Source organism: Streptomyces sp. So13.3 (genome assembly GCF_005860785.2).
In the GTDB taxonomy this organism is placed as follows: domain Bacteria; phylum Actinomycetota; class Actinomycetes; order Streptomycetales; family Streptomycetaceae; genus Actinacidiphila; species Actinacidiphila fildesensis.
The window spans coordinates 8,487,050-8,505,603 of sequence record NZ_CP048835.1 but is presented as its reverse complement, the minus strand read 5'-3'; the positions used below and the strand labels follow the sequence as shown (position 1 = coordinate 8,505,603).

The following is an 18,554-nucleotide window of genomic DNA, read 5'->3' as shown; positions in this document are numbered from 1 at the left end:
ACCGGCACGGGGCTTCGGGCGGACCGGCGTGGGTGTGAAGTTACCCGCGCCGGTCCGGGCCGCGACGCATCCTCCTGGTGTCGCCGGCAGCGTCACCCGGTCGCCGACCGGGAGGAACAGGAGGACCGGGAGACGGCGCCCGAACTGCGGGTGCGCTCAGCTGACCAGTTCGTGGCCGGCCTTCACCGCGTCCTTGCCCGCCTTCACGGTGTCCTTGACCGCTCCCACCTTCCTGTCCAGCTTGTCTCCGACGACGCCCTGCGCCGCTTCCTTGGCCTGCTGGCCGGTGGTCGCGGCGGTCTGCGCCGTGCCACTCAGGGTTCCTCCGAAGTCAAGAGCCTGGGCACAGGGGGCGGCGGCGGCAAGAAGCGCGGAACTTGCGGCGGCGGCAGTGAGAAATCGACGAACGTTCATGATCGATGTAACGCGCGGGACGCCGAGAGGGCACGCAAACCATGAACAACCCACCCTCCGGGACGTAGCAGCGTGAGGGCGGGCAGCCGGTGCCACCGGGGCGCGGTCAGGCGTTCTCCGAGGTCGTCCCGGGCATCCCCGTCCACTCGATCGTGTAGTACCGCAGCCGCTCGTCCTCCGCGACGAGCCGCATGCCCGCCGCGGCCATGACGCACTGCGACGCGATGTTCTCCCGCGCGGTGTCACCGTGCACGCGGGAAATGCCGCGGGCGCGCGCGAACACCAGCAGTGCGCGCAGCGCCTCGCCCGCGTAGCCGTGCCCCCGGGCGGCCGGGACCAGGCCGTAGCCGATGGTCACGCCTCCGTTCTCGTCCGCGGGGCCGTGGAAACCCAGCCCGCCCATCACCAGATCGTCCTCGCGGCGGCGGAGCTCGTACGCGCCGAACGGCTGGGGATCCCCGCTCTGCTCACAGGTGTTCAGGAAGCGCCGGGCGCCGGCGACATCCCCCTGGTCCGGATACCCCGGCGCCCACCGGGCCCCCTCCCCGGGCACTCCCGCCATCACCTGCCGCGCCTCGACGACGCTCATCGGATGCAGCACCAGCCGCGCCGTCACAAGATCTTCCATGGCATCGAGGAGTATCACGCGCGCTGCCGGGAGCACACCCGGATTTACCCCGGCGGCCTGGTGCCGATGACGACGGTGGCGTACAGCTCCTCCGAAGTTGCCACCCGTGGAATCAGTCCGTCGCGGGCGACGATGCCGACGGCCTCCGGTACCTGCCGCTCGCTGGTCTCGAAGAGCAGATGGCCGCCCGGGGCCAGCCAACGGGCCGCTTCCGCGGTCACCCGCCGCAGGACGTCCAGTCCGTCGGTACCGCCGTCGAGTGCCACCCGGGCCTCGTGGACCCGGGCCTCCGTGGGGAGCAGTTCGATCTCTTCGGTCGGTACGTACGGCACGTTCGCGAGCAGGATTCCGACCCGGCCCCGCAACGGACCGGGCAGCGGCGCGTAGAGGTCCCCTTCGTACACCTGGCCACCGACGGCGTCGACGTTGCGCCGGGCGCACCGCACCGCGGCCGGGTCGATGTCGGCGGCGTACAACTCCACCGGGCCGGGCCCGGAACCCGGGTCCCCGTTCCGGTCGGACACCAGCGCGGCGCCCAGGGCGCCCGAGCCGCAGCACAGGTCGACGACCACGGACCCCGGCCGGAGCAGGGCCGCCGCCTGATCGACGAGGAACTCGGTGCGGCGGCGGGGCACGAAGACCCCGGGGTCGACGACGAACCGGTGGCCGTGGAACTCCGCCCAGCCGAGGACGTGTTCGAGGGGCAGACCGACGACGCGCCGTTCCACCATGGCGGCGAGTTCGGCGGGGGTCCGTGCGGTGGAGACGAGCAACTCCGCCTCGTCCTCGGCGAACACACAGCCGGCGGCGCGAAGCCTGGTGACGATGGCGGGGAAGGGAAACACTGATGGTGAAGCCGGCACGATGAGCCTTTCGGAACGCCTCTGGGCGCTCCCGCGGGTCACCTATGCCTGACGGTGAGCCGCACGGCCGCGAAGGGGGAGCACCCGACCTGATACAGCGGTGATGGGTCCCACCTCCTCAGTTGATCATTGGTAACGACGGCAACACTGTACCTGACCCGGGCCGGGCGGCAGCGGCACCCCGGTGAACGCGACGGCCCGCCCGGGCGCCATGTACGAGGACGCGGTGGCACGGGCCAAGGCCGCCTTCGATCTCGTCGAGAACGGCCTGCGGGGCTACGCCGTCCGCTGACCGGCGGCAGGGTGACGCATCGTCAGTTCGGGGGCCTGCCGCCATCCAGGCCACGGCGCGCGAAGTACCGCGCGTAAAGGGTCGCGCCGAGACCGATCCACGCCGCGGCCAGTAGCCATCCGGCAAGGACGTCGCTCGGCCAGTGCATGCCGAGGTAGACCCGGGTGCCGCCGACGGCCGCGGCCCAGCACAGCAGAACGGCGCAGCACACTCGCGCGACCGCCGGGCGGCCGCGGACGGCCGCGGCCCAGGCCAGCAGACCGGCGGCCATCGCCGAGGTGGTGGCGTGCCCGGACGGGAAAGCGAAGCCGGACGCGTGGCCGGCCCAGTCGCCGACGGCCGGCCGGGCCCGGCCGATCGCTTCCATCAGGCCGTACCGGACGGCCTGCCCGACGCCGAGGAAGACCGCGGCCCCGAGTACCGCGTACATCCGCTGCCGGGTGTCACGCCCCACGATCAGCCCGGCGGCCACCGCCATCGCGTACGGCCAGAACCCCGTACCGCTCGCGGTGATCCGGCGCGCCACGGTCAACGCGAGGTGCGGCCGGTGGACCATCGACCAGGTGTGCGCGGCCCCGTCCCCGGGGAACGGCGCTCCGTGGCGGATGAGGACGAACACCGCCAGCAGGACGAAGGCCCCTGCGCAGACCGCGGCGGCGGCCAGGGAGAGCGGGAAGTGGGCGCGCGGCCGCGTATCGCCGGGGTCGACGCGGTTCGCGATCATGCCGGCCTGCCTCCTCACCCACCGAGCGCCCGGCACGGTCCGTTACCGGCGGCCCGCGGCGGAGCTGTCTGTCTACAGCACTGTAGACGATTGGAACGGCCGGACCGTTCCCGGGGAACGATCGACGCGGACTCCCGTCCATGGCCCGCCGCCTGCGGGAATGTCGCCCAGGGGCCGCCGCGCACGCTGTGCCCCGTCCGGGCGCTTCACCGGCACCGGCCTGGTGGGAAATGCCCGGCAGTGGGTAGTCGACGCTCATGAGTAATTTCGTCGTCTCCTTGCCGGGCACCCTGAAGGCGCCGCTCACCCCTGAGACCAGGGGGAAGATCCTGGCCGCTCTCCAGGGCACCGATCCCCATGAAGTCGCGGAGGGCGAGTCCGCGGACCTCGACGCGCTGAGCCTGAACCCGGACACCTCCACGTTCACCCTCCGTCTGGAAGTGGAGGCGGAGAACAGCGGTACAGCACGTGCGGAGGCCCTCGCCCTCGCCGAGAGCGCGCTGCGCGGCGCCGGTCTGGACGAGCAGTCCGCGCCCTTGGGGAATCCCGTGATCACCGCGATCGATGTGAACTGAGGCCGGGTCCTCCGGATACCCGCTACCGGAAACCGGCTGGTGGAGCCGGAATCGCCGCGGCTAGCATCCGGTGATGACGACTCCGGCAGACCAAGATTTCCACGATGCGCTCCGCCGGGCCGACATCGTCCGGTTGGCGGCCCGGTTGGACGTGCGGGACTGTTCGCCGGACGTCTTCGGACGTCTCGTCCGGCACGAGAATCCCCGGGTCCGGTACCTGGGGCTGACCCTGCTGAGCGAGCGGCTCGCCTCGGACCCCCGACCCGACGACGTCGAGTCGGCCGCGTTCGCCGCGCAGCTGCCGGGATCGGCGGCCGGACCGCCGGAGGCGGCGCTCGTACTGGCAGGACTCTACGAACGGCTGGGGCCGCACCTCGACGGGCGGCCCTGGCCGTTGTGGCGTGCGGCGCCGCTGCCGGTGCGGGTGCGGATCGCCTGGCTGCGCGCGGAGCTCCTCAACGATCCGGCGGCGCTCCGCGAGGAACCGCCGGGAGAGCTGCTGTACCAGGCCGTACGGGGAGCATCCGTCGCCGACGCGCACCGACCCGGGCAGCTCGTGGACGAGCTGGCGCGCACCGACGACCCGGTGCTGACGGCCGCGGCGCTGCGACTGGCCCGGCAGGGCCTGCACGCCGGGCTGCTGGCTCCGGCGCTGGTCCGCGAACAGCTGATGCGGCTGCTCGGTGCCGGAACCACGGACGTCACCGACGTCACGGCCGACGTGCTCAAGGAGCTAGCCGAGCCATGGGCGGCGCTGGATCGGTTGCCGGCCGGGCTGCTGGCCCCCTTTCTCGGCCCGGCTTCGGCGAACGCCGGGCCGGCCGCAGCCGAGGCCGCGCTCACGACCGCGGCCCGGCACGGGCACCGCCACCACCTCCTGCGGGTCGTCGACGATCCCGACCTGTCGCCGGCTCTCCGGCGGCGCGCGATGGAACTCCTCGGCGACCTGGCCGACCGTGCTGACATCGCCCGCCTGACCGCGAGCGCCGCGCAGGACCCGCTGCTGTTCGCCGCACCGGTGGTGACGTGTCTGCGGGGTCTCCACCGGCGCGGGCACTTCCCCACGGAGACGGACGTGCCGGCCATCGTCGGCCTGGCGCTGGCCGATCACTCGATTCCGGCCGGTGAGCTCGCGACGATCCTGTTCACCTGCCGTCGGACCATGGCCCATGTCCTGCTGGAGCGGGAGACAGCCGCCGCCGACCCCGACCGGCCACGGAGGATGGACCTGCTCGTCGCTCTGTCCGAGCAGGGGTCCGGGAGCGAGGAGCCGCGGATCGGGGAGGCGATCACGCGTCTGCTTCCGTCCGCTCCCGAGCCAGGACCGCTGCTCGACGCGATCCGCAGGCTGCGGCACACCGGCGCCGAGGACACGGTGATCGCGCACCTGACCTCGGTGCCCGCGGCTGCTCTCGACGCCCTGGAAGCCATCGGCGGGCACCGGACGGTGGCGGCGCTGCGGGAAGGGCTCGGTCTCGCCGGAGCGGAGAACCCGGGGGTCATCGCACCTCACCTGCGCGCCGTACGCGAGCGCGCCCTGGAACTGCTCTGGCTGCTGACGACCGATCCGGAGCAGCGGCGCGCTCTCCTCGGCCGTCTCGACGCCGCCGATCTCCCCCGCCGTATCGCGGCCGACCTCGGCGGCCCGGACGAACAGGAGTTGGCGCTCCTGAGCTCCCATCTGGACCCGGACGAGCCGGTCGCCTCCCTGTGCAGACTGGCCGCCCACGCGGCCGTCGGCACCCTGCCGGTCGTCGCGGACCTCCTGCTGCGCGTCGTGGCCGATCTCGCGGCCGAGGAGGCGAGCGGCGCGGCGCGGCCCGTCCGCGACCGGCCGCCGGCCGGCGAGCCTGCGGTTCCCGACGAAGTCCTCAATGCCGTGTGTGCTCTGGGGGTTCGTCTCCACGAACGCGGGAGGATCCGGCCTGCCTGTCTGCTCGACGCCACGACCGCGCGGGCGGCCGGTCATGCGCTGGTCGCGAGCATGGCGCTCGATCTGCTGGACCGGCCGGGCGTGTCGGACGGTGAGCGGACGATCCTGCTCGAACTGCTGCTGCGGGTGCCCTACGCGCGCACCCGCCGACGGGTGCACCGCCTGCTGCGGAATCGCGACCCGCAGGTGCGCAAGCACGTGATCGCGCTGCTCGCCCGTGACACCACCGGCGACGACGCCCAGGCGCTGTCGGCGTCGTTGATCGCGCTGACCGCCACCCGGGACGTCCAGGACATCCAGACGGTACGGCAGGCGCTGCTGGCCCTGGGCCATGCGCGGGCCCGCGGGGCCGCCGGTGCGGTCGCCGCGTGTCTCGACCATCCGAACATGAACATCAAGAAGACCGCCGCCGGGGTCCTGGCCCTGGTGGGCACGCCGGCGACGGTGCCGAAACTGCTGTTCCGGCTCGGCCACCACGACAATCCGGGGCTACGTGACGCACTGGTCGCAGCGTTGCGCGCCATCCTCGGCGCCGCGTACGCGGCGACCGTCCTCGCCGCCGCCGAGCACCCTCCGGAGGACGATTCCGGGCACGACTCCGGGCCCCGATCCGGTCACCACGGGGAAGACCGCACCCGGGGACTGCTGCTGGCGGGCCTCGACGGCGAGTTGTCCGCACGCGCGGTCCGCGCGCTGGAGCACCAGGCCTCCCCTGTCGCACCCGCTCTGCTCGCCCTGGTGGCAGCCGGCCGGGTCCACCTCACGGCCGGAACCGTCGAGGATCTGGCAACGGCCATGACCCGGCACGGAATCGACGTACCTCCCGGCAGCCGGCCGGCGGGGGACGGTCAACCGGACCGCGACGTACGGTCGTTGACGACCCGGGGCTGGGACCCCTCGGTCGCCCTCCGTATCGCCGAGCGGCCGGATCCGCCGACCGCCGGGCAGTTGACGGCGCTGCGCCCGTTGTTGGCTGACTGGCTCCGGCTGGCCGCCGCGGAACCCCGCGTCCGAGGCCCTGTCCTGCGGTTCACCCTGCGCCTGTGCCCGGCGCCGTGGACGGACGACGAGCTGACGGTCCTGTCCCGCTCCACCGGAGTCGTGCTCGACGAACTCGCCGGCGGACCCGGCGCCCTCGCGGCCGCCGATCGCGACGCCCTCCTCGCCGTTCTCGAAGCCCTCGCACCGAAGCTGTCCGCCGTCGGGAGGTCGGTTCTCGCCGACGCGGTGCGCGCGCTGCCGCCCGCTCCGGCAGGCGACCGCTGCACGCTGACGCTGCTGCGCCGGTGCGGAGCGGTACTGCTGCGCACCGACCTCGACCAGGCGCTCGCCGCGGCCCGGCTCGGTGCCGACGCCTGGCAGGCCGAGTCCGCTGTCCTGCGGGAGGCATTCACCGTCCTTCCGGACCCTCACTCCCCCGCCCGGGCCGGCACCCGGGAGGCCGCCGAGGCATCCGCCGAGGTCGCCGCATGGCAGGGCGCGCTGGACTCCGCGGTACGCGCCCCGAGCACCCTGGCACTGGAGGAGCTGCGCCACCGCAACGACGACGTCCCTGGCTCCCGGCAGCGGCTGGCCGCGCTGGTCGACGCGTACGCCTTCGCCCGCCCCTGCGCGCGCGATGCGCTCCTCGACTGGATGACGGATCTCCAGCCGCTCGACGCACCGGCCTGGACCCTCGCCGAGACCGCCCGCGAGGCAGTCCCCGCACCGCGCACCGTACGGGTCGACGACCTGGACCAGCCCCGTTCGACCGCCCTTCGGGAGCGCCTGCTGACCCTGCTGGACTCCGCCGACCGGGACCGCCGGGACACCGCCGCGGGGGCGCTCCTGGAGTGGCCCGAGCCGGAGACCCGGCTTCTCGTACTGCGGGCGTTCCTCCGTGGCCGTGTCACGGTGCGGGTAGGCGGTGAGGTGGCGCGTCTGCTGACCGGCATCGGCCTGGTCGAACTGCGCGGCCCGGAGATCCTGCCCGACCGGGTGACCCGCGTGGCCGGGCAGCTCCACCAGGGGGATCTGCTTCCGCTGGTCCCGCTGCTGCTGGAGTACTGGGAGCACGGCTCGCCCGCGTTCCGTCCGACCGCCCGTGACCTGCTCCGCCGGGTGCCCGCCGATGCGCTGGCCGAGCACCTGGCCGGCCGCCTGGACGCCGGCGCCTGGGGATTCCTCGATCTGCTCACCGGCCGTGCGCCGCTGCGCACCCCCGCGCTGGAACGGATCTGCCGGCGGCTGCGCGCCGAGGGCCACGACGCTCTCGCTGACGGGCTCCTTCTCGTCGAGGGCCCCCTGCGCGGCCCGGACGCCGGGCCGCAGGACGCCGCCGCTCTGGCGGCGCTCCGCGCCCGCGCCCAGGACACGCCGGGAGGAGCCGTGCCCGGTCCGTCCCGGGACGAGATGATGAACCTGGCCCGTACCGGTACCCCCGACCAGATCCGCCGGGCGCTCACCCGGCTGGCCGGGGCACACCCCGACGATGCCGAACTGACGGAACTGATCGGCGAGTTGCTGCGCCATCCCCGGCCCAGGGTGCGCCTGCACGCCCACCGGACCTCACGGACGGTGCTCGACCGGCGGACGTATCTGCGGCACACCTCGGTGCTGCTGGACGACCCCGAGCCGAATGTCGTCCGCACGGCGGTCCTGGCCCTGAGCCACGCGCGCTGGGAGCCCGCGATCCCCGCCATCACCGGACTGCTGGAGCACGCCCATCCCGTTGTCCGGAAGACAGCGGCCGAGGGGCTGATCGTCATGGGCGCACCGGCGGTCCCCGCTCTGCGGTACGCGGCCGACCACGCCCGACCGGACCGGCGGACGCGCTATGCCGACGTGCTGGAACGGATCCTGGCGGCCGGCGGATAGCGCGTGACCTGGTCGTGAACCTTTGCCGTACCGCGGGTTCCGAGTGCTGGACCGCCGCCCCGTCCGCCGCCCTCCTCCGGTAAATTGGTCTACACCACGATATGTATGCCTCAGAACGGTGGAATCAGCATGGAAGTAGTGATCGTTCCGGACGCCGAAGCGGGCGGCGAACTCATCGCCTCCGCGATCGCCGGCCTGCTCGCCCGCAAGCCCGACGCCCTGCTCGGCGTTGCCACCGGATCGACGCCGCTGCCGATCTACCAAGCGCTGGCCGCCCGGGTCCGCGCCGCCACCCTCGACGCCTCGCGGGCACGCATCTGCCAGCTCGACGAGTACGTGGGCCTCCCCAAGGGGCACCCCGAGTCCTACCGCTCGGTGGTGCTTCGCGAGGTCGTCGAGCCGCTCGGACTGACCGAGGCGTCCTTCATCGGCCCCGACGGCACCGCCGAGGACGTCGCCGCCGCCAGCTCCGACTACGACCGCGCGCTGGCCGCCGCGGGCGGTGTCGACCTGCAGCTGCTCGGCATCGGCACGGACGGGCACATCGGGTTCAACGAGCCCTGCTCCTCGCTCGCTTCCCGCACCCGCATCAAGACGCTCACCCAGCAGACCCGCGTGGACAACGCCCGGTTCTTCGACTCGCTGGACGAGGTTCCGCACCACGTCATCACCCAGGGCATCGGCACCATCCTGGAAGCGCGCCACCTGGTGCTGCTGGCGACCGGCGAGGCCAAGGCCGAGGCCGTGGCGCTCTCCGTGGAGGGCCCGCTGTCCGCGATGGTGCCGGCCTCGGCGCTGCAGCTGCACCCGCATGCCACCGTCGTCATCGACGAAGCGGCCGCGTCCGGCCTCAAGCTCGCGGACTACTTCCGCGCCACGTACGCGGCGAAGCCCACCTGGCAGTTCCTCTAGTCCGTGCCATTCCAGCGGCTGCTGTCCGACAGCAGCCGCTGGAGCGGTCGTGACCCGGAGGGGCCTCAGGCCTTCGGCTGGGTGAAGCGGATGCTGTTGCCGAAGGGGTCGCGCAGGCCGCAGTCGATTCCGTACGGGCGGTCGGTGGGTTCTTCGGTGAACTCGACGCCCCGGCTCAGCAGCGTCTCGTACGTCTTGCGGCAGTCGTCCGTGCTGAAGATGAGGTGGCCGCCCATGGCGCCCTTGGTCACCAGCTCGCGGACCTGCTGTGCCGTCTCCTCGGACATCGCCGGAGTGCCCGGCCTCTCCAGCAGGATCTGCCGCTCGGGGTGACCCGGGATGCTGACGGTCAGCCAGCGCATGAAGCCCATGTCGATGTCGGCTCCGACCTCCAGGCCGAGCTTACCGACGTAGAAGTCGAGGGCTTCGTCCTGGTCGAGGACGTAGATCTGTGAGTGCGTGATTGCGGTGAACATGTGCATCACGCTACCGAGCGGGCCGGGCGAAAACTTATCCAAAACTGCTCGGTCTCCGGAGGGGCCCGACAGCGCCGACGGGCAGTGACTGCGGTCAGGCGCTCGGCCGCGTCCACGCCATCGTGAAGCACGTCGGTACGTTCGCGGCCGCCGCCTCCTTGCGGTACGTCCTCGGTGACCGGCCGACGATGTCCCGGAACGTGCGGCTGAAGGTCCCCGGGCTGCCGAAGCCGACCTCGAAGCAGATGTCCGTCACGCTGTGGTCGGTCTCCCGCAGCAGGAACATCGCGCGCTCGACCCGGCGGCGCTGCAGATAGCGGTGCGGCGTCTCCCCGAACGTGGCCCGGAAGGTGCGGGCGAAGTGGGCCTGCGACACATGGGCGATCCGGGCCAGGGCCGCGACGTCCAGCGGCTGCGCGTAGGCACGGTCCATCGCGTCCCGGGCCCGCAGCATGCGGCGGTTGGTCTCTTCTGCTGCGCTGCTCACGGCGCCATCACACCACGGTTCCGCGGCGTCCGGAGAAGATCCGGCGGCCCGTGCGCGCCACCACCCCGCAGTGCGGTGTCGCGCACCCGCGACTGTCAGTGCCCCGCAGTAGCATCCGGTGTATCCGGACCGGCGGCCGCCCCGGGCCGGCAGTTCCGGGGCGGCGGCCGAGTCCGTATGCCCTGCCCGACATTCCCTGCCCGACCCAGCAGCCCCGAGGACAGCCCGTGAGCGCAGCGACCGCCGGTACCGTCACCCGTTGTGCCTGGTCCGAGGGCTCCGAGCTCATGGCCGACTATCACGACACCGAATGGGGCGTCCCGTCCCATGACGACGCCTATCTGTTCGAGCTGCTGCTCCTGGAAGGCGCCCAGGCGGGTCTGTCCTGGTCCACGGTGCTGAACAAGCGCGAGAACTACCGCAAGGCCCTCGACGGTTTCGACTACCGGAAGATCGTCCGGTACGAGCAGGCCAAGCTGGACGACCTGATGACCGATGCGGGTATCGTCCGCAACCGTCTCAAGGTCGCCTCCACGGTGAAGAACGCCCGCGCCTTCATCGCGACACGCGAGGAGTTCGGCTCCTTCGACACCTACCTGTGGCAGTGGGTCGACGGCACGCCCGTGGTCAACCGTCCCCGGCCCACGGATCCGCTGCCGGCGCGCACCGATCTCTCCGACCGGCTGAGCAAGGACCTGAAGCGGCGTGGTTTCACCTTCGTCGGCACCACCATCACCTATGCCTATCTCCAGGCGGTCGGCGTCGTGAACGACCACGCCACGACGTGCACGGCCCAGGGCCGGCCCACGTCTCGCTAGGCGCGGATCTCCCCTTCGTCGTCGAGCGGGCAGGCCGTGGGCCTGCCGTCGTCGTCACCGTGGTAGATACGCCCATCGTCCTGATCGGTTTCGGTCCCGCTCGGGAGGCCGATGTTGTCGCCGCAGTGACACACAATGGTGATCATCGCTTCTCCTCGGATGTGCTCTGGACACTGTTCTGGGACGTGCTCCGGGAAAGGCTCCCGAAAGGTCTCCGGAAGGCCGGGGGACCACTCACCACTCCATCCCAGTCCCCGGCCCCGGTCCTGTTCTGCTGGTCCGGCCGGGTTCCATCGGTGCACGAGGGCACAAGTGTGCGAAGCGCCTGACCGGAGGCGGACCGCCTGGCAGAATGACGGCACGGGGCAGTCGATCTTCGAGTGGGAGTGCTCCATGACGCGCTTGCAGGCGCGACGGATACACCGTCATGACGGCGTGGCCGTTCTGGCGGTCGTCGGTGAACTGGACCTGGACAGCGAGCAGGTGCTGGCCGATGCCACCGCATCGGTGCTGGACACCGGCCAGGTGCGGCTGATCCTGGACTGCGGCCAACTCAGCTTCTGCGATTCACGCGGACTGGGGCTGCTGCTCAGCCTGCGGCAGACCCTGGACGACCGCGGCGGCTCCCTGGTCCTGGCCGCGCCGAGCGATCAGCTGCTGCGCACCCTCGAACTCACCGGCGCCGACCAGGTCCTCACGCTGACCGACGGCGTCGAGGAGGCCGCCGGACTCCTGCTGCCTCCCGGCGCCACCGGCATCACAGGAAACGCCGGATCGGGATGACCGCGACTTCCTGAAGCCGCTGCATGGAGGAACGCCGGTTCCACGAGCCGGATTCGATCAGTTCGCTGACCGCCCGGTCCTCCTCGAAGTGCCCGTCGAGGGTGGCGGTGAAGGTCTCGTCGAGAACGGCCAGCATGACCTCTTCGTCATGGTCCAGCGAGCGCCGGTTGAAGTTCGTCGACCCGATGAGCGAGGCGACATGGTCGATGGTGATCACCTTGGCGTGCATCATCGTCGGCTGGTACTGCCAGATCTTCACTCCGGCCGCGACCAGCTCCTCGTAGAAGTTCTGCCCCGCCAGCTGGCACACCCGCTTGTCGGTGTGAGGTCCTGGCAGCAGGATCTCCACCTCCACCCCACGCCGGGCCGCCTCGCACAGCAGATGGATGAAGAAGGCGTCGGGTGCGAAATACGCGGTGGCCAGGCGCAGACGTTCCTGGGCCGACTCGATGACCACCCGGATCAGGGTCTGCATGTCCTGCCAGCCGAAGCTGGCGGAGCCGCGCACCACCTGGACGATCGCGTCGCCCTGCGGAGCGTGTTCGATGAAGCGGTCACGGTCGTCGAAGAGGTCGGCGTGGCACTCGGCCCAGTTCTGGGCGAACGCCGCCGCGATACCGTCCACCGCCGGGCCGCGCACCTGCACATGGGTGTCGCGCCACTCCTTCTCGTCGCGGGCGTCGCCGCACCACTCCTCGGCGATGCCCACGCCGCCGGTGTACCCGGTCGACTCGTCGACGACCAGGACCTTGCGGTGGCAGCGGTGGTTCTGCTTGAGCGGTGAGAGCCACAGCGGCTTGCGGAACCAGGCGACCTGCACCCCGGCCTGCTCCATCTCGTCCAGCAGTTCCTGCTCGATGAGCCGGCTGCCGAATCCGTCCAGCAGCAGCCGGACCCGCACGCCCTCGCGGGCCCGGCCGGCGAGCGCGGCCGCGAACTCCCGGGCGATCGCACCGCGCCAGTAGACGAAGGTCATCATGTCGACCGTGTACCGCGCCGCCCGGATGCTGCCCAGCATCGCCGCGAAGATCTCGTCACCGTTGCGCAGCGGCACCAGGGCGTTGTTCTCGGTCGCCGCGATACCGATGAGCCGCTCCAGCCGGCGCCGTATCCGCTGCTTCCGTTCCGGGTACGACAGCTCGCCCGGCACCGTTGGCGCACCGGCCCCGGGCAGCGTCTGCTCGTGGTCCTCGACGGTCGTCATGCGGATTCTCCTGCGTAGAGAGCTGCTGAGGTGTGTGCTGCCCCGCCGTACGGCACCGATGTCCGGATCTCGGAGCGAAGTGAGCCGTTTGGACTGGGCCAACGTACACACCTGCCGGTGCTGCCGCCGAAGTTGGCCGTGCCGTGGCGCGTCCGGGATCCGGCGGATCGGAAGCCGCCGGCGCGCGGCGCACGGGTATCGTGCGGACGTGTCGTCCTACAGCATTGGCCAGGCAGCGAGAGTGCTGGGTGTGAGTCCCGAGACGGTCCGGCGATGGGCCGACGGTGGCCAGATCCGGATGGACCGGCACGGCCCGGGGAACCGGGTGATCGACGGGGTGAGTCTGGCCGCGTTCGCCGGGGAGCGGGCCGCCGGGGTACCGACGGGGCCCGACGCGGTCGCGACGTCCCTGCGGAACGCGTTCAGCGGGATCGTGACGGGCGTGACGCTCGACGATGTGGCCGCTCAGGTGGAGATCCAGGCCGGGCCGCACCGGATCGTGTCGGTGGTGACGCGGGAGGCCGTGGAGGAGCTGGGGCTGGCGGTCGGGGTGACCGTCACCGCCCGGGTGAAGTCGACCGACGTGCACATCGACAAGCGCTAGTCGTATCCGGAAGCGGTCAGCGGCACGGCAGCGCGGCGCGCAGATCGGGACCGCAGCGCGGCGCGCAACGCTTCCGGCCGGGTACGGTCCTGCCATGTCTGCATCATCGGAAGCCTCACCGTCGCCCTCCGCCGCCGCGTCGCCGTCCGCCGCACCGTCATCCGCGCCTTCCGCCGTGACTGCGGACGATCTCGACCGGTCGGTCCAGCTCGCCGTCGCCGCCCTGCGGAACGCGCCCACGACGGCTTGGGACGGTAAGGCCGGTTCGCTGGAGTGGGATTGCTGGGAGACCGTCGAGCACCTGAGCGACGATCTGTTCGCCTACGCGGCTCAACTGGGCCCCAGGACACCGCCTTTGGAGGGTGAGGTGCCGTTCGTCTGGGAGAGCCGGCGACCCGGTGGCCCGGCGAACGCCGTCCACGCGGACCGTACGGCGGGACCTGACGGACTGCTGCAGGTGCTGGAGGCGTGCGGTGCCCTGCTGGTCGCCATGGTGCGCACGACGCCATCGCGGACTCGCGCCTTCCACGGCTTCGGCGTGTCGGATCCGGAAGGGTTCGCCGCGATGGGGATCGTGGAGACCCTGGTGCACACCCACGATCTGGCAGAGGGACTCGGCCTCGCCTGGACCCCGCCCACCGACATCTGCTCGCGCGTGCTCGACCGGCTCTTCCCGGAGGCGCCGCGGACCACCCACCCCTGGCCCACCCTGCTGTGGGCGACCGGGCGAGCCGAACTGCCCGGCCACCCCCGCGTGACCACATGGCGCTGGTTCGGCGAGCCCCGGCCGTAACTCGCCCGCCTCCCCGGCCCGCCACCGCTCACCTCACCCGATCCGCACCTCGTACGGAGCGCCGGTGCTGATGGCTTCGGCCTGTTCCAGCAGGTCGGCCGGGGAGAAGCCGAGCCTCGCGTTCTCGGCCGCCCGGCGCAGCAGGGGAAGTATCTCGGCGACGGGCCGGCCGCGGTGGGATCGGCTGAGGGAGGCGAAGTCGCGCTGGTAGGACGTGCCGTAGACGTCTCCCCATTGGGTCAGTGACCGGCCCAGGCCCTGCCGGTCGACCGTGATCCTGTTTCCCATCGTGGTCCTCCTCAGCCATACGCCGTCCGCCGGTTCACGGACCGGTTTTCGACGCTACCGCGGAGGTCTGACACTGCCCGTGGGGCCGGCCCCGGACGGGACCGGCCCCACAGGCGTTCACGAGGCGTTACGTCAGGTTGCCGGAGCCGGCGGAACCTCGGTGCGCGTGCTGCGGAAGCGCGCGGCGTAGGCGGAGGGCGTGGTTCCCAGGTGGCGGGCGAAGGTCCTGCGGAGGGTCTCGTCGCTGCCCAGTCCACTGTGGCGGGCCGCGGAAGTCACGCTCTCGCCGCGTTCCAGCAGCATCCGGGCGGCTTCCAGCCGCATGGTCTCCACGTACGCGGCCGGGGTGCTGCCGGTGTGATCGCGGAACAGCCGGGACAGATGACGCGGGCTCACACCGGCCTGCCCGGCCAGGGCCTGCGGGCTGTGGTCGGACGCCGGGTCGGCCGCGATGGCGTCCAACAGCGGACGCACGACGGGGTGGAGCGTCGCGGTGATGCGGGAGGCGGCGGAGAACTGGGACTGCCCTCCCGGCCGTTGCAGGAAAACCACCAGGTCACGCGCGACCCGGCGGGCCTCTTCCGGGCCGTGGTCCTGTTCGACCATCGCCAGGCAGACGTCGATGCCGGCCGTCACCCCGGCCGAGGTGAGGACGGTCCCGTCCTGGACGTGGATGGCATCGGGCGTGACCCGGATGTCCGGGTACCGGCGGGCGAGTTCCGCCGCGTGCTCCCAGTGCGTCGTCGCCCTGCGGCCGTGCAGCAGGCCGGCCGCCGCGAGCGCGAACGCCCCGGTGCAGACCGCCGCCACGCGCTGCGCCCGCGCCGCCAGCCGAGCCACCTGCTCGACCAGGGCGGGTTCCCTCCGGAGGGTGTCGAGTTCGGCGGGGCCGGGGACGATGAGCGTGACCTCCTGGCCCGCCCGCTCCCCGGGGCCAACCGCTTCCGCCGGGGCGTCCCCGTCCGTCCACCGAGTGCGTTCGGCCTGCTCCGCGGAGAGGTCGGCCGCGATCCGCAGGCCGGTGGAGGTGATGACGTCCCGTCCCCCGGGGGTGCACACCCGCACGGCGTAGGCGCCCGTGTCCCGCGCGGCGGTGGCGAAGACCTCCAGCGGAGCGGCGACGTCCATCAGCCGCACCCCGTCGAAGGCAAAGACGATCACTTGGCGCTGCACCCGTCCACGGTAGCCGCATGTCCGCATCTGTGGGGTTCCTGTCTTCAGCGACATGGCGCGGCGTCCGGCACCGCGAGCAGGCTGGAACAGTCACCAGGGCCGGTCGGGCCCGTTCCCCGAGCAGAGGAGAGGAGCCGTTCCATGACGGTCCAGGAGTCCAGCGCCGCCGGAGTGTCCGTTCCGGACACCAAACTCGCAGCCGAGGCCACCGAGCTGGTGCGCGACACGGTCGGCGAGCTGATCTACCACCACTCCCGCCGCGTCTACTGGTTCGGCAGCCTGCAGGGAGCCAACCGCGGTCTGCGGTTCGACGCGGAACTGCTCTACGTCGCAGCGATGTTCCACGACTTGGGCCTCGGCGAAACCTTCCGTGGCAGCGGGCGCCGCTTCGAGGTGGACAGCGCCGACGAGGCACGCCGCTTCCTGCTCGGCCACGGTCTCCCCGAGGACGGCATCCGGCGGGTCTGGACGGCCATCGCCCTGCACACCACCCCCGGCATCCCCGGCTTCATGGAGCCTGAGGTCGCGCTGCTCACCGCCGGCGTCGAGTACGACGTCCTGGGCATCGGATACCGGGACATCCGTGACAGCGACCGCGCCGAGATCACCGCGCTGCACCCCCGCCCGGACTTCAAGCGGCGGATCCTGGAGGCGTTCACCGCGGGCATCGCCCCGAAGCCGGAGACGACGTTCGGGAACGTGAAGGCCGATGTCCTCCAGCACTTCGTCCCGGGGTTCGAGCGCGGCGACTTCGTGGAGACCATCCAGAACTCGCCCTGGCCCGAGTAGACCGGCTCCCCGGCTGCCCGACTGCCCGGAAGCGGTCTGCAAAGCAATGAGGGCGGCGCGGATCCGTGGAGGATCCGCGCCGCCCTCACCATGTTCGTGGAACGGAATTCTTGACTACTGACGTGGCGGCACCGGGTCACCGATCGGTGGTGCCGGAGACGGAGCGGGTCGGGTCGTCGACGGTGGGCAGGACGCCTTCGCGGCGGGCGCGCTTGGCGTCTTCGAGGAAGGCGCGGGAGAAGATCGCGGACAGGTGCGCCATGCCGTTGCGGTGAACGCGGATCTCACCGCCGTGCACCTTGCCACTGATGTGGATCCGGCGGCCGCTGGGGGTCGCCGAGGCGCTCTCGAGGTCCTTGACGCGGCCGCGGCCGACCCAGGACAGGCTCCCGAAGTGGTCGATGGTCGCGTCGGAGGGCACGAGCAGCTTGAGCATGCCGTGGTCGATGTCGACGTGGACGTGGATGTCGCCGTCGGCGATCTCGGGAGAGCGCAGGTCCAGGACGACCGCGCCGCGCCGGGTGCGGATCTGGAAGCGGTTGGCCTTGGTCCAGTTGCCGAGGTGCTTGGTCATCGTGTGGTCCGCGTCGATGCAGACCGGGCCGTTGTCGGGAGTGAAGTCTTCGCGGAGGTTCTCTGTGTTCGCCATGGCTTCATAGTGGCACACCCTCTAGTGTTCCGGCAACTAGTAGGAGGGCGGTGTACATTTATCTCTGTGACCACTAAGTTCCGGCGCTCCCCGTTGGCCCTGGCGATCCTCAGCCTTCTGGAGAACGGCCCGATGCATCCGTACGGCATCCAGCGCCTCATCAAGCAGTGGGGCAAGGACCAGGTCGTCAACGTCGGCCAGCGCGCGACCCTCTACAAGATGATCAGCCGGCTCCAGGAGGCAGGGCTGATCCAAGTCCAGGACACCGACCGCGATCACCGGTATCCCGAGCGCACGACCTACCAGGTCACCGACAGCGGCCGGGACGCCGCACGCCAGTGGCTCGCGGAGATCCTCTCCACGCCACGCAACGAGTTCCCGGAGTTCCCCGCCGCGCTCTCCTTCTTCCTGATGCTCACCCCGGAGACCGCTCAGAAGCTGCTCACCGAGCGCCGGGACCTGCTGCTCCGGGAGATCGCCGAACTGGACGCGGCACTGGCCACCGAGGCCGAGGGCTTCCAACTTCCCCGCGTGACCATGCTGGAGACCGAATACGTCCGCACGATCACCGGCGCCGAACTGGCATGGGTCACCGGCGTCCTCGACTCCCTGCGCGACGGCTCTCTCACCTGGGACTACGAGGAGCTCCGGAAGCTCGCCACGGCCTCGATCCCTGGCGTCTGATCCGGGGCCCGTTCGCGTCAGGCGTGGTACTCGGTGAGGTCGATGCTGTGCACGCGAAGCGGCGTCCCGTACTCCGGGTGCACGGTCTCACGCTCCACGACCATGCCGAGCTTCCGCATGACGTTCTCGGAGGCGTCGTTGCCCACCGCGGCGATGCTGATGACGCGGTCCAGGCCGCGATCCTGGAGCGCGAACTCCAGCGTGGCGTGGGCGGCCTCCGACGCGTAGCCCTGGCCCCAGAACTGCCGGCCGAGCCGCCAGCCGATCTCCACGGCGGGCAGCACCTCCGGCAGGAAGCTGGGCACGGACAGCCCGGTGAATCCGGCCAGTTCACCGGAGGCGAGCAGCTCGACGGCGAAGAGCCCGAAGCCTTCCTCGTCCCACTCCTCCTCCCAGCGCTCGATGGCCTCTGCGGTGCTCTCCAGATCACGGACCGAGCCGTCCGCGATGTAGCGCATCACCTGCGGGTCGGCGTTGATCTCCGCCATGGGCGCGAGGTCGTCGTCATGCCAGCGACGGAGGATGAGGCGGGGGGTACGGATTTCGGTCATACCCGCATCCTGCCGAACGCGGCGGCCCCAGCGGTAATCGGCACTCCCGGCGCACGGG

At 71.5% G+C, this 18,554-nt stretch carries 21 protein-coding genes; 9 read left to right on the top strand and 12 right to left on the bottom strand.

Annotated features, from left to right (window positions below):
• Positions 1-156: 156 nt before the first annotated feature.
• From C8250_RS37970 to C8250_RS37955, 4 genes are all read right to left on the bottom strand, one after another.
• Entirely contained in the window at positions 157-414 is a 258-nt protein-coding gene (locus C8250_RS37970; RefSeq protein WP_138355637.1) for a hypothetical protein, read from the bottom strand.
• A gap of 106 nt (positions 415-520) precedes the next feature.
• Positions 521-1,042: a GNAT family N-acetyltransferase gene (locus C8250_RS37965; RefSeq protein ID WP_138355636.1), complete on the bottom strand. Its 522-nt coding sequence runs from the start codon at positions 1,040-1,042 to the stop codon at positions 521-523.
• Positions 1,043-1,086: 44 nt separating this feature from the next.
• A complete protein-coding gene (locus tag C8250_RS37960; RefSeq protein WP_244809633.1) occupies positions 1,087-1,887 on the bottom strand; it encodes a putative protein N(5)-glutamine methyltransferase in 801 nt (266 codons plus the stop codon).
• 332 nt (positions 1,888-2,219) lie between these two features.
• Positions 2,220-2,921 carry a phosphatase PAP2 family protein gene (locus C8250_RS37955; protein WP_138355634.1) on the bottom strand — a complete coding sequence of 234 codons (702 nt, stop codon included), beginning with the start codon at positions 2,919-2,921 and terminating at the stop codon, positions 2,220-2,222.
• A 257-nt stretch (positions 2,922-3,178) separates the two neighbouring features.
• On the opposite strand from C8250_RS37955, the gene C8250_RS37950 reads away from it, so the two are divergent.
• The 3 genes from C8250_RS37950 to C8250_RS37940 all read left to right on the top strand — a co-directional run bounded on the left by C8250_RS37950 (position 3,179) and on the right by C8250_RS37940 (position 9,197).
• Positions 3,179-3,496, top strand: coding sequence for a hypothetical protein (locus C8250_RS37950; protein ID WP_138355633.1), 318 nt, complete (start codon positions 3,179-3,181; stop codon positions 3,494-3,496).
• A 73-nt stretch (positions 3,497-3,569) separates the two neighbouring features.
• The gene (locus C8250_RS37945) at positions 3,570-8,285 is read left to right on the top strand and encodes a HEAT repeat domain-containing protein (protein ID WP_138355632.1); all 4,716 of its coding nucleotides are present in this window, start codon (positions 3,570-3,572) and stop codon (positions 8,283-8,285) included.
• Between the two features lie 129 nt (positions 8,286-8,414).
• Positions 8,415-9,197: a glucosamine-6-phosphate deaminase gene (locus tag C8250_RS37940; protein ID WP_138355631.1), complete on the top strand. Its 783-nt coding sequence runs from the start codon at positions 8,415-8,417 to the stop codon at positions 9,195-9,197.
• Positions 9,198-9,262: 65 nt separating this feature from the next.
• On the opposite strand, the gene C8250_RS37935 is transcribed toward C8250_RS37940, so the two are convergent.
• Both C8250_RS37935 and C8250_RS37930 read right to left on the bottom strand, forming a co-directional pair.
• A complete protein-coding gene (locus tag C8250_RS37935; RefSeq protein ID WP_138355630.1) occupies positions 9,263-9,673 on the bottom strand; it encodes a VOC family protein in 411 nt (136 codons plus the stop codon).
• A 94-nt stretch (positions 9,674-9,767) separates the two neighbouring features.
• Positions 9,768-10,160: an AraC family transcriptional regulator gene (locus C8250_RS37930; protein ID WP_187145145.1), complete on the bottom strand. Its 393-nt coding sequence runs from the start codon at positions 10,158-10,160 to the stop codon at positions 9,768-9,770.
• 227 nt (positions 10,161-10,387) lie between these two features.
• Here C8250_RS37930 and C8250_RS37925 point away from each other — a divergent pair, with 227 nt between their 5' ends.
• Positions 10,388-10,978 carry a DNA-3-methyladenine glycosylase I gene (locus C8250_RS37925; protein WP_244809632.1) on the top strand — a complete coding sequence of 197 codons (591 nt, stop codon included), beginning with the start codon at positions 10,388-10,390 and terminating at the stop codon, positions 10,976-10,978.
• Here the strand turns inward: C8250_RS37925 and C8250_RS37920 are convergent.
• Positions 10,975-11,124: a hypothetical protein gene (locus tag C8250_RS37920; RefSeq protein WP_164293935.1), complete on the bottom strand. Its 150-nt coding sequence runs from the start codon at positions 11,122-11,124 to the stop codon at positions 10,975-10,977. The genes C8250_RS37925 and C8250_RS37920 overlap by 4 nt on opposite strands.
• Positions 11,125-11,371: 247 nt before the next feature.
• Here C8250_RS37920 and C8250_RS37915 point away from each other — a divergent pair, with 247 nt between their 5' ends.
• Positions 11,372-11,761, top strand: a complete 390-nt coding sequence (locus C8250_RS37915; protein WP_164293936.1) for an STAS domain-containing protein — start codon at positions 11,372-11,374, stop codon at positions 11,759-11,761.
• Here the strand turns inward: C8250_RS37915 and C8250_RS37910 are convergent.
• Positions 11,736-12,965 carry a phospholipase D-like domain-containing protein gene (locus C8250_RS37910; protein WP_138355628.1) on the bottom strand — a complete coding sequence of 410 codons (1,230 nt, stop codon included), beginning with the start codon at positions 12,963-12,965 and terminating at the stop codon, positions 11,736-11,738. The genes C8250_RS37915 and C8250_RS37910 overlap by 26 nt on opposite strands.
• Positions 12,966-13,173: 208 nt before the next feature.
• On the opposite strand from C8250_RS37910, the gene C8250_RS37905 reads away from it, so the two are divergent.
• Together C8250_RS37905 and C8250_RS37900 are read left to right on the top strand one after the other, a co-directional pair.
• On the top strand, positions 13,174-13,569 hold the full coding sequence (locus C8250_RS37905) for a TOBE domain-containing protein (protein WP_138355627.1): 396 nt from the start codon (positions 13,174-13,176) through the stop codon (positions 13,567-13,569).
• 94 nt (positions 13,570-13,663) lie between these two features.
• Entirely contained in the window at positions 13,664-14,362 is a 699-nt protein-coding gene (locus C8250_RS37900; protein WP_138355626.1) for a hypothetical protein, read from the top strand.
• Positions 14,363-14,395: 33 nt separating this feature from the next.
• Here the strand turns inward: C8250_RS37900 and C8250_RS37895 are convergent, their stop codons facing one another.
• Together C8250_RS37895 and C8250_RS37890 are read right to left on the bottom strand one after the other, a co-directional pair.
• Positions 14,396-14,650 carry a hypothetical protein gene (locus C8250_RS37895; protein WP_138355625.1) on the bottom strand — a complete coding sequence of 85 codons (255 nt, stop codon included), beginning with the start codon at positions 14,648-14,650 and terminating at the stop codon, positions 14,396-14,398.
• Between the two features lie 132 nt (positions 14,651-14,782).
• On the bottom strand, positions 14,783-15,823 hold the full coding sequence (locus C8250_RS37890; RefSeq protein ID WP_244809631.1) for a DJ-1/PfpI family protein: 1,041 nt from the start codon (positions 15,821-15,823) through the stop codon (positions 14,783-14,785).
• A 141-nt stretch (positions 15,824-15,964) separates the two neighbouring features.
• Between C8250_RS37890 and C8250_RS37885 the strand changes: the two genes are divergently transcribed.
• Positions 15,965-16,612 (top strand): HD domain-containing protein, encoded by a 648-nt coding sequence (locus C8250_RS37885; RefSeq protein ID WP_138355624.1) that lies wholly within the window; start codon positions 15,965-15,967, stop codon positions 16,610-16,612.
• 136 nt (positions 16,613-16,748) lie between these two features.
• Here the strand turns inward: C8250_RS37885 and C8250_RS37880 are convergent, their stop codons facing one another.
• A complete protein-coding gene (locus C8250_RS37880; protein WP_138355623.1) occupies positions 16,749-17,261 on the bottom strand; it encodes a hypothetical protein in 513 nt (170 codons plus the stop codon).
• A gap of 66 nt (positions 17,262-17,327) precedes the next feature.
• Between C8250_RS37880 and C8250_RS37875 the strand changes: the two genes are divergently transcribed.
• Complete coding sequence (locus C8250_RS37875) at positions 17,328-17,945, top strand: PadR family transcriptional regulator (RefSeq protein WP_138355622.1); 618 nt, start codon at positions 17,328-17,330, stop codon at positions 17,943-17,945.
• Positions 17,946-17,962: 17 nt separating this feature from the next.
• Here C8250_RS37875 and C8250_RS37870 read toward each other — a convergent pair whose 3' ends face one another.
• On the bottom strand, positions 17,963-18,496 hold the full coding sequence (locus tag C8250_RS37870; RefSeq protein ID WP_138355621.1) for a GNAT family N-acetyltransferase: 534 nt from the start codon (positions 18,494-18,496) through the stop codon (positions 17,963-17,965).
• Between the last annotated feature and the right edge of the window lie 58 nt (positions 18,497-18,554).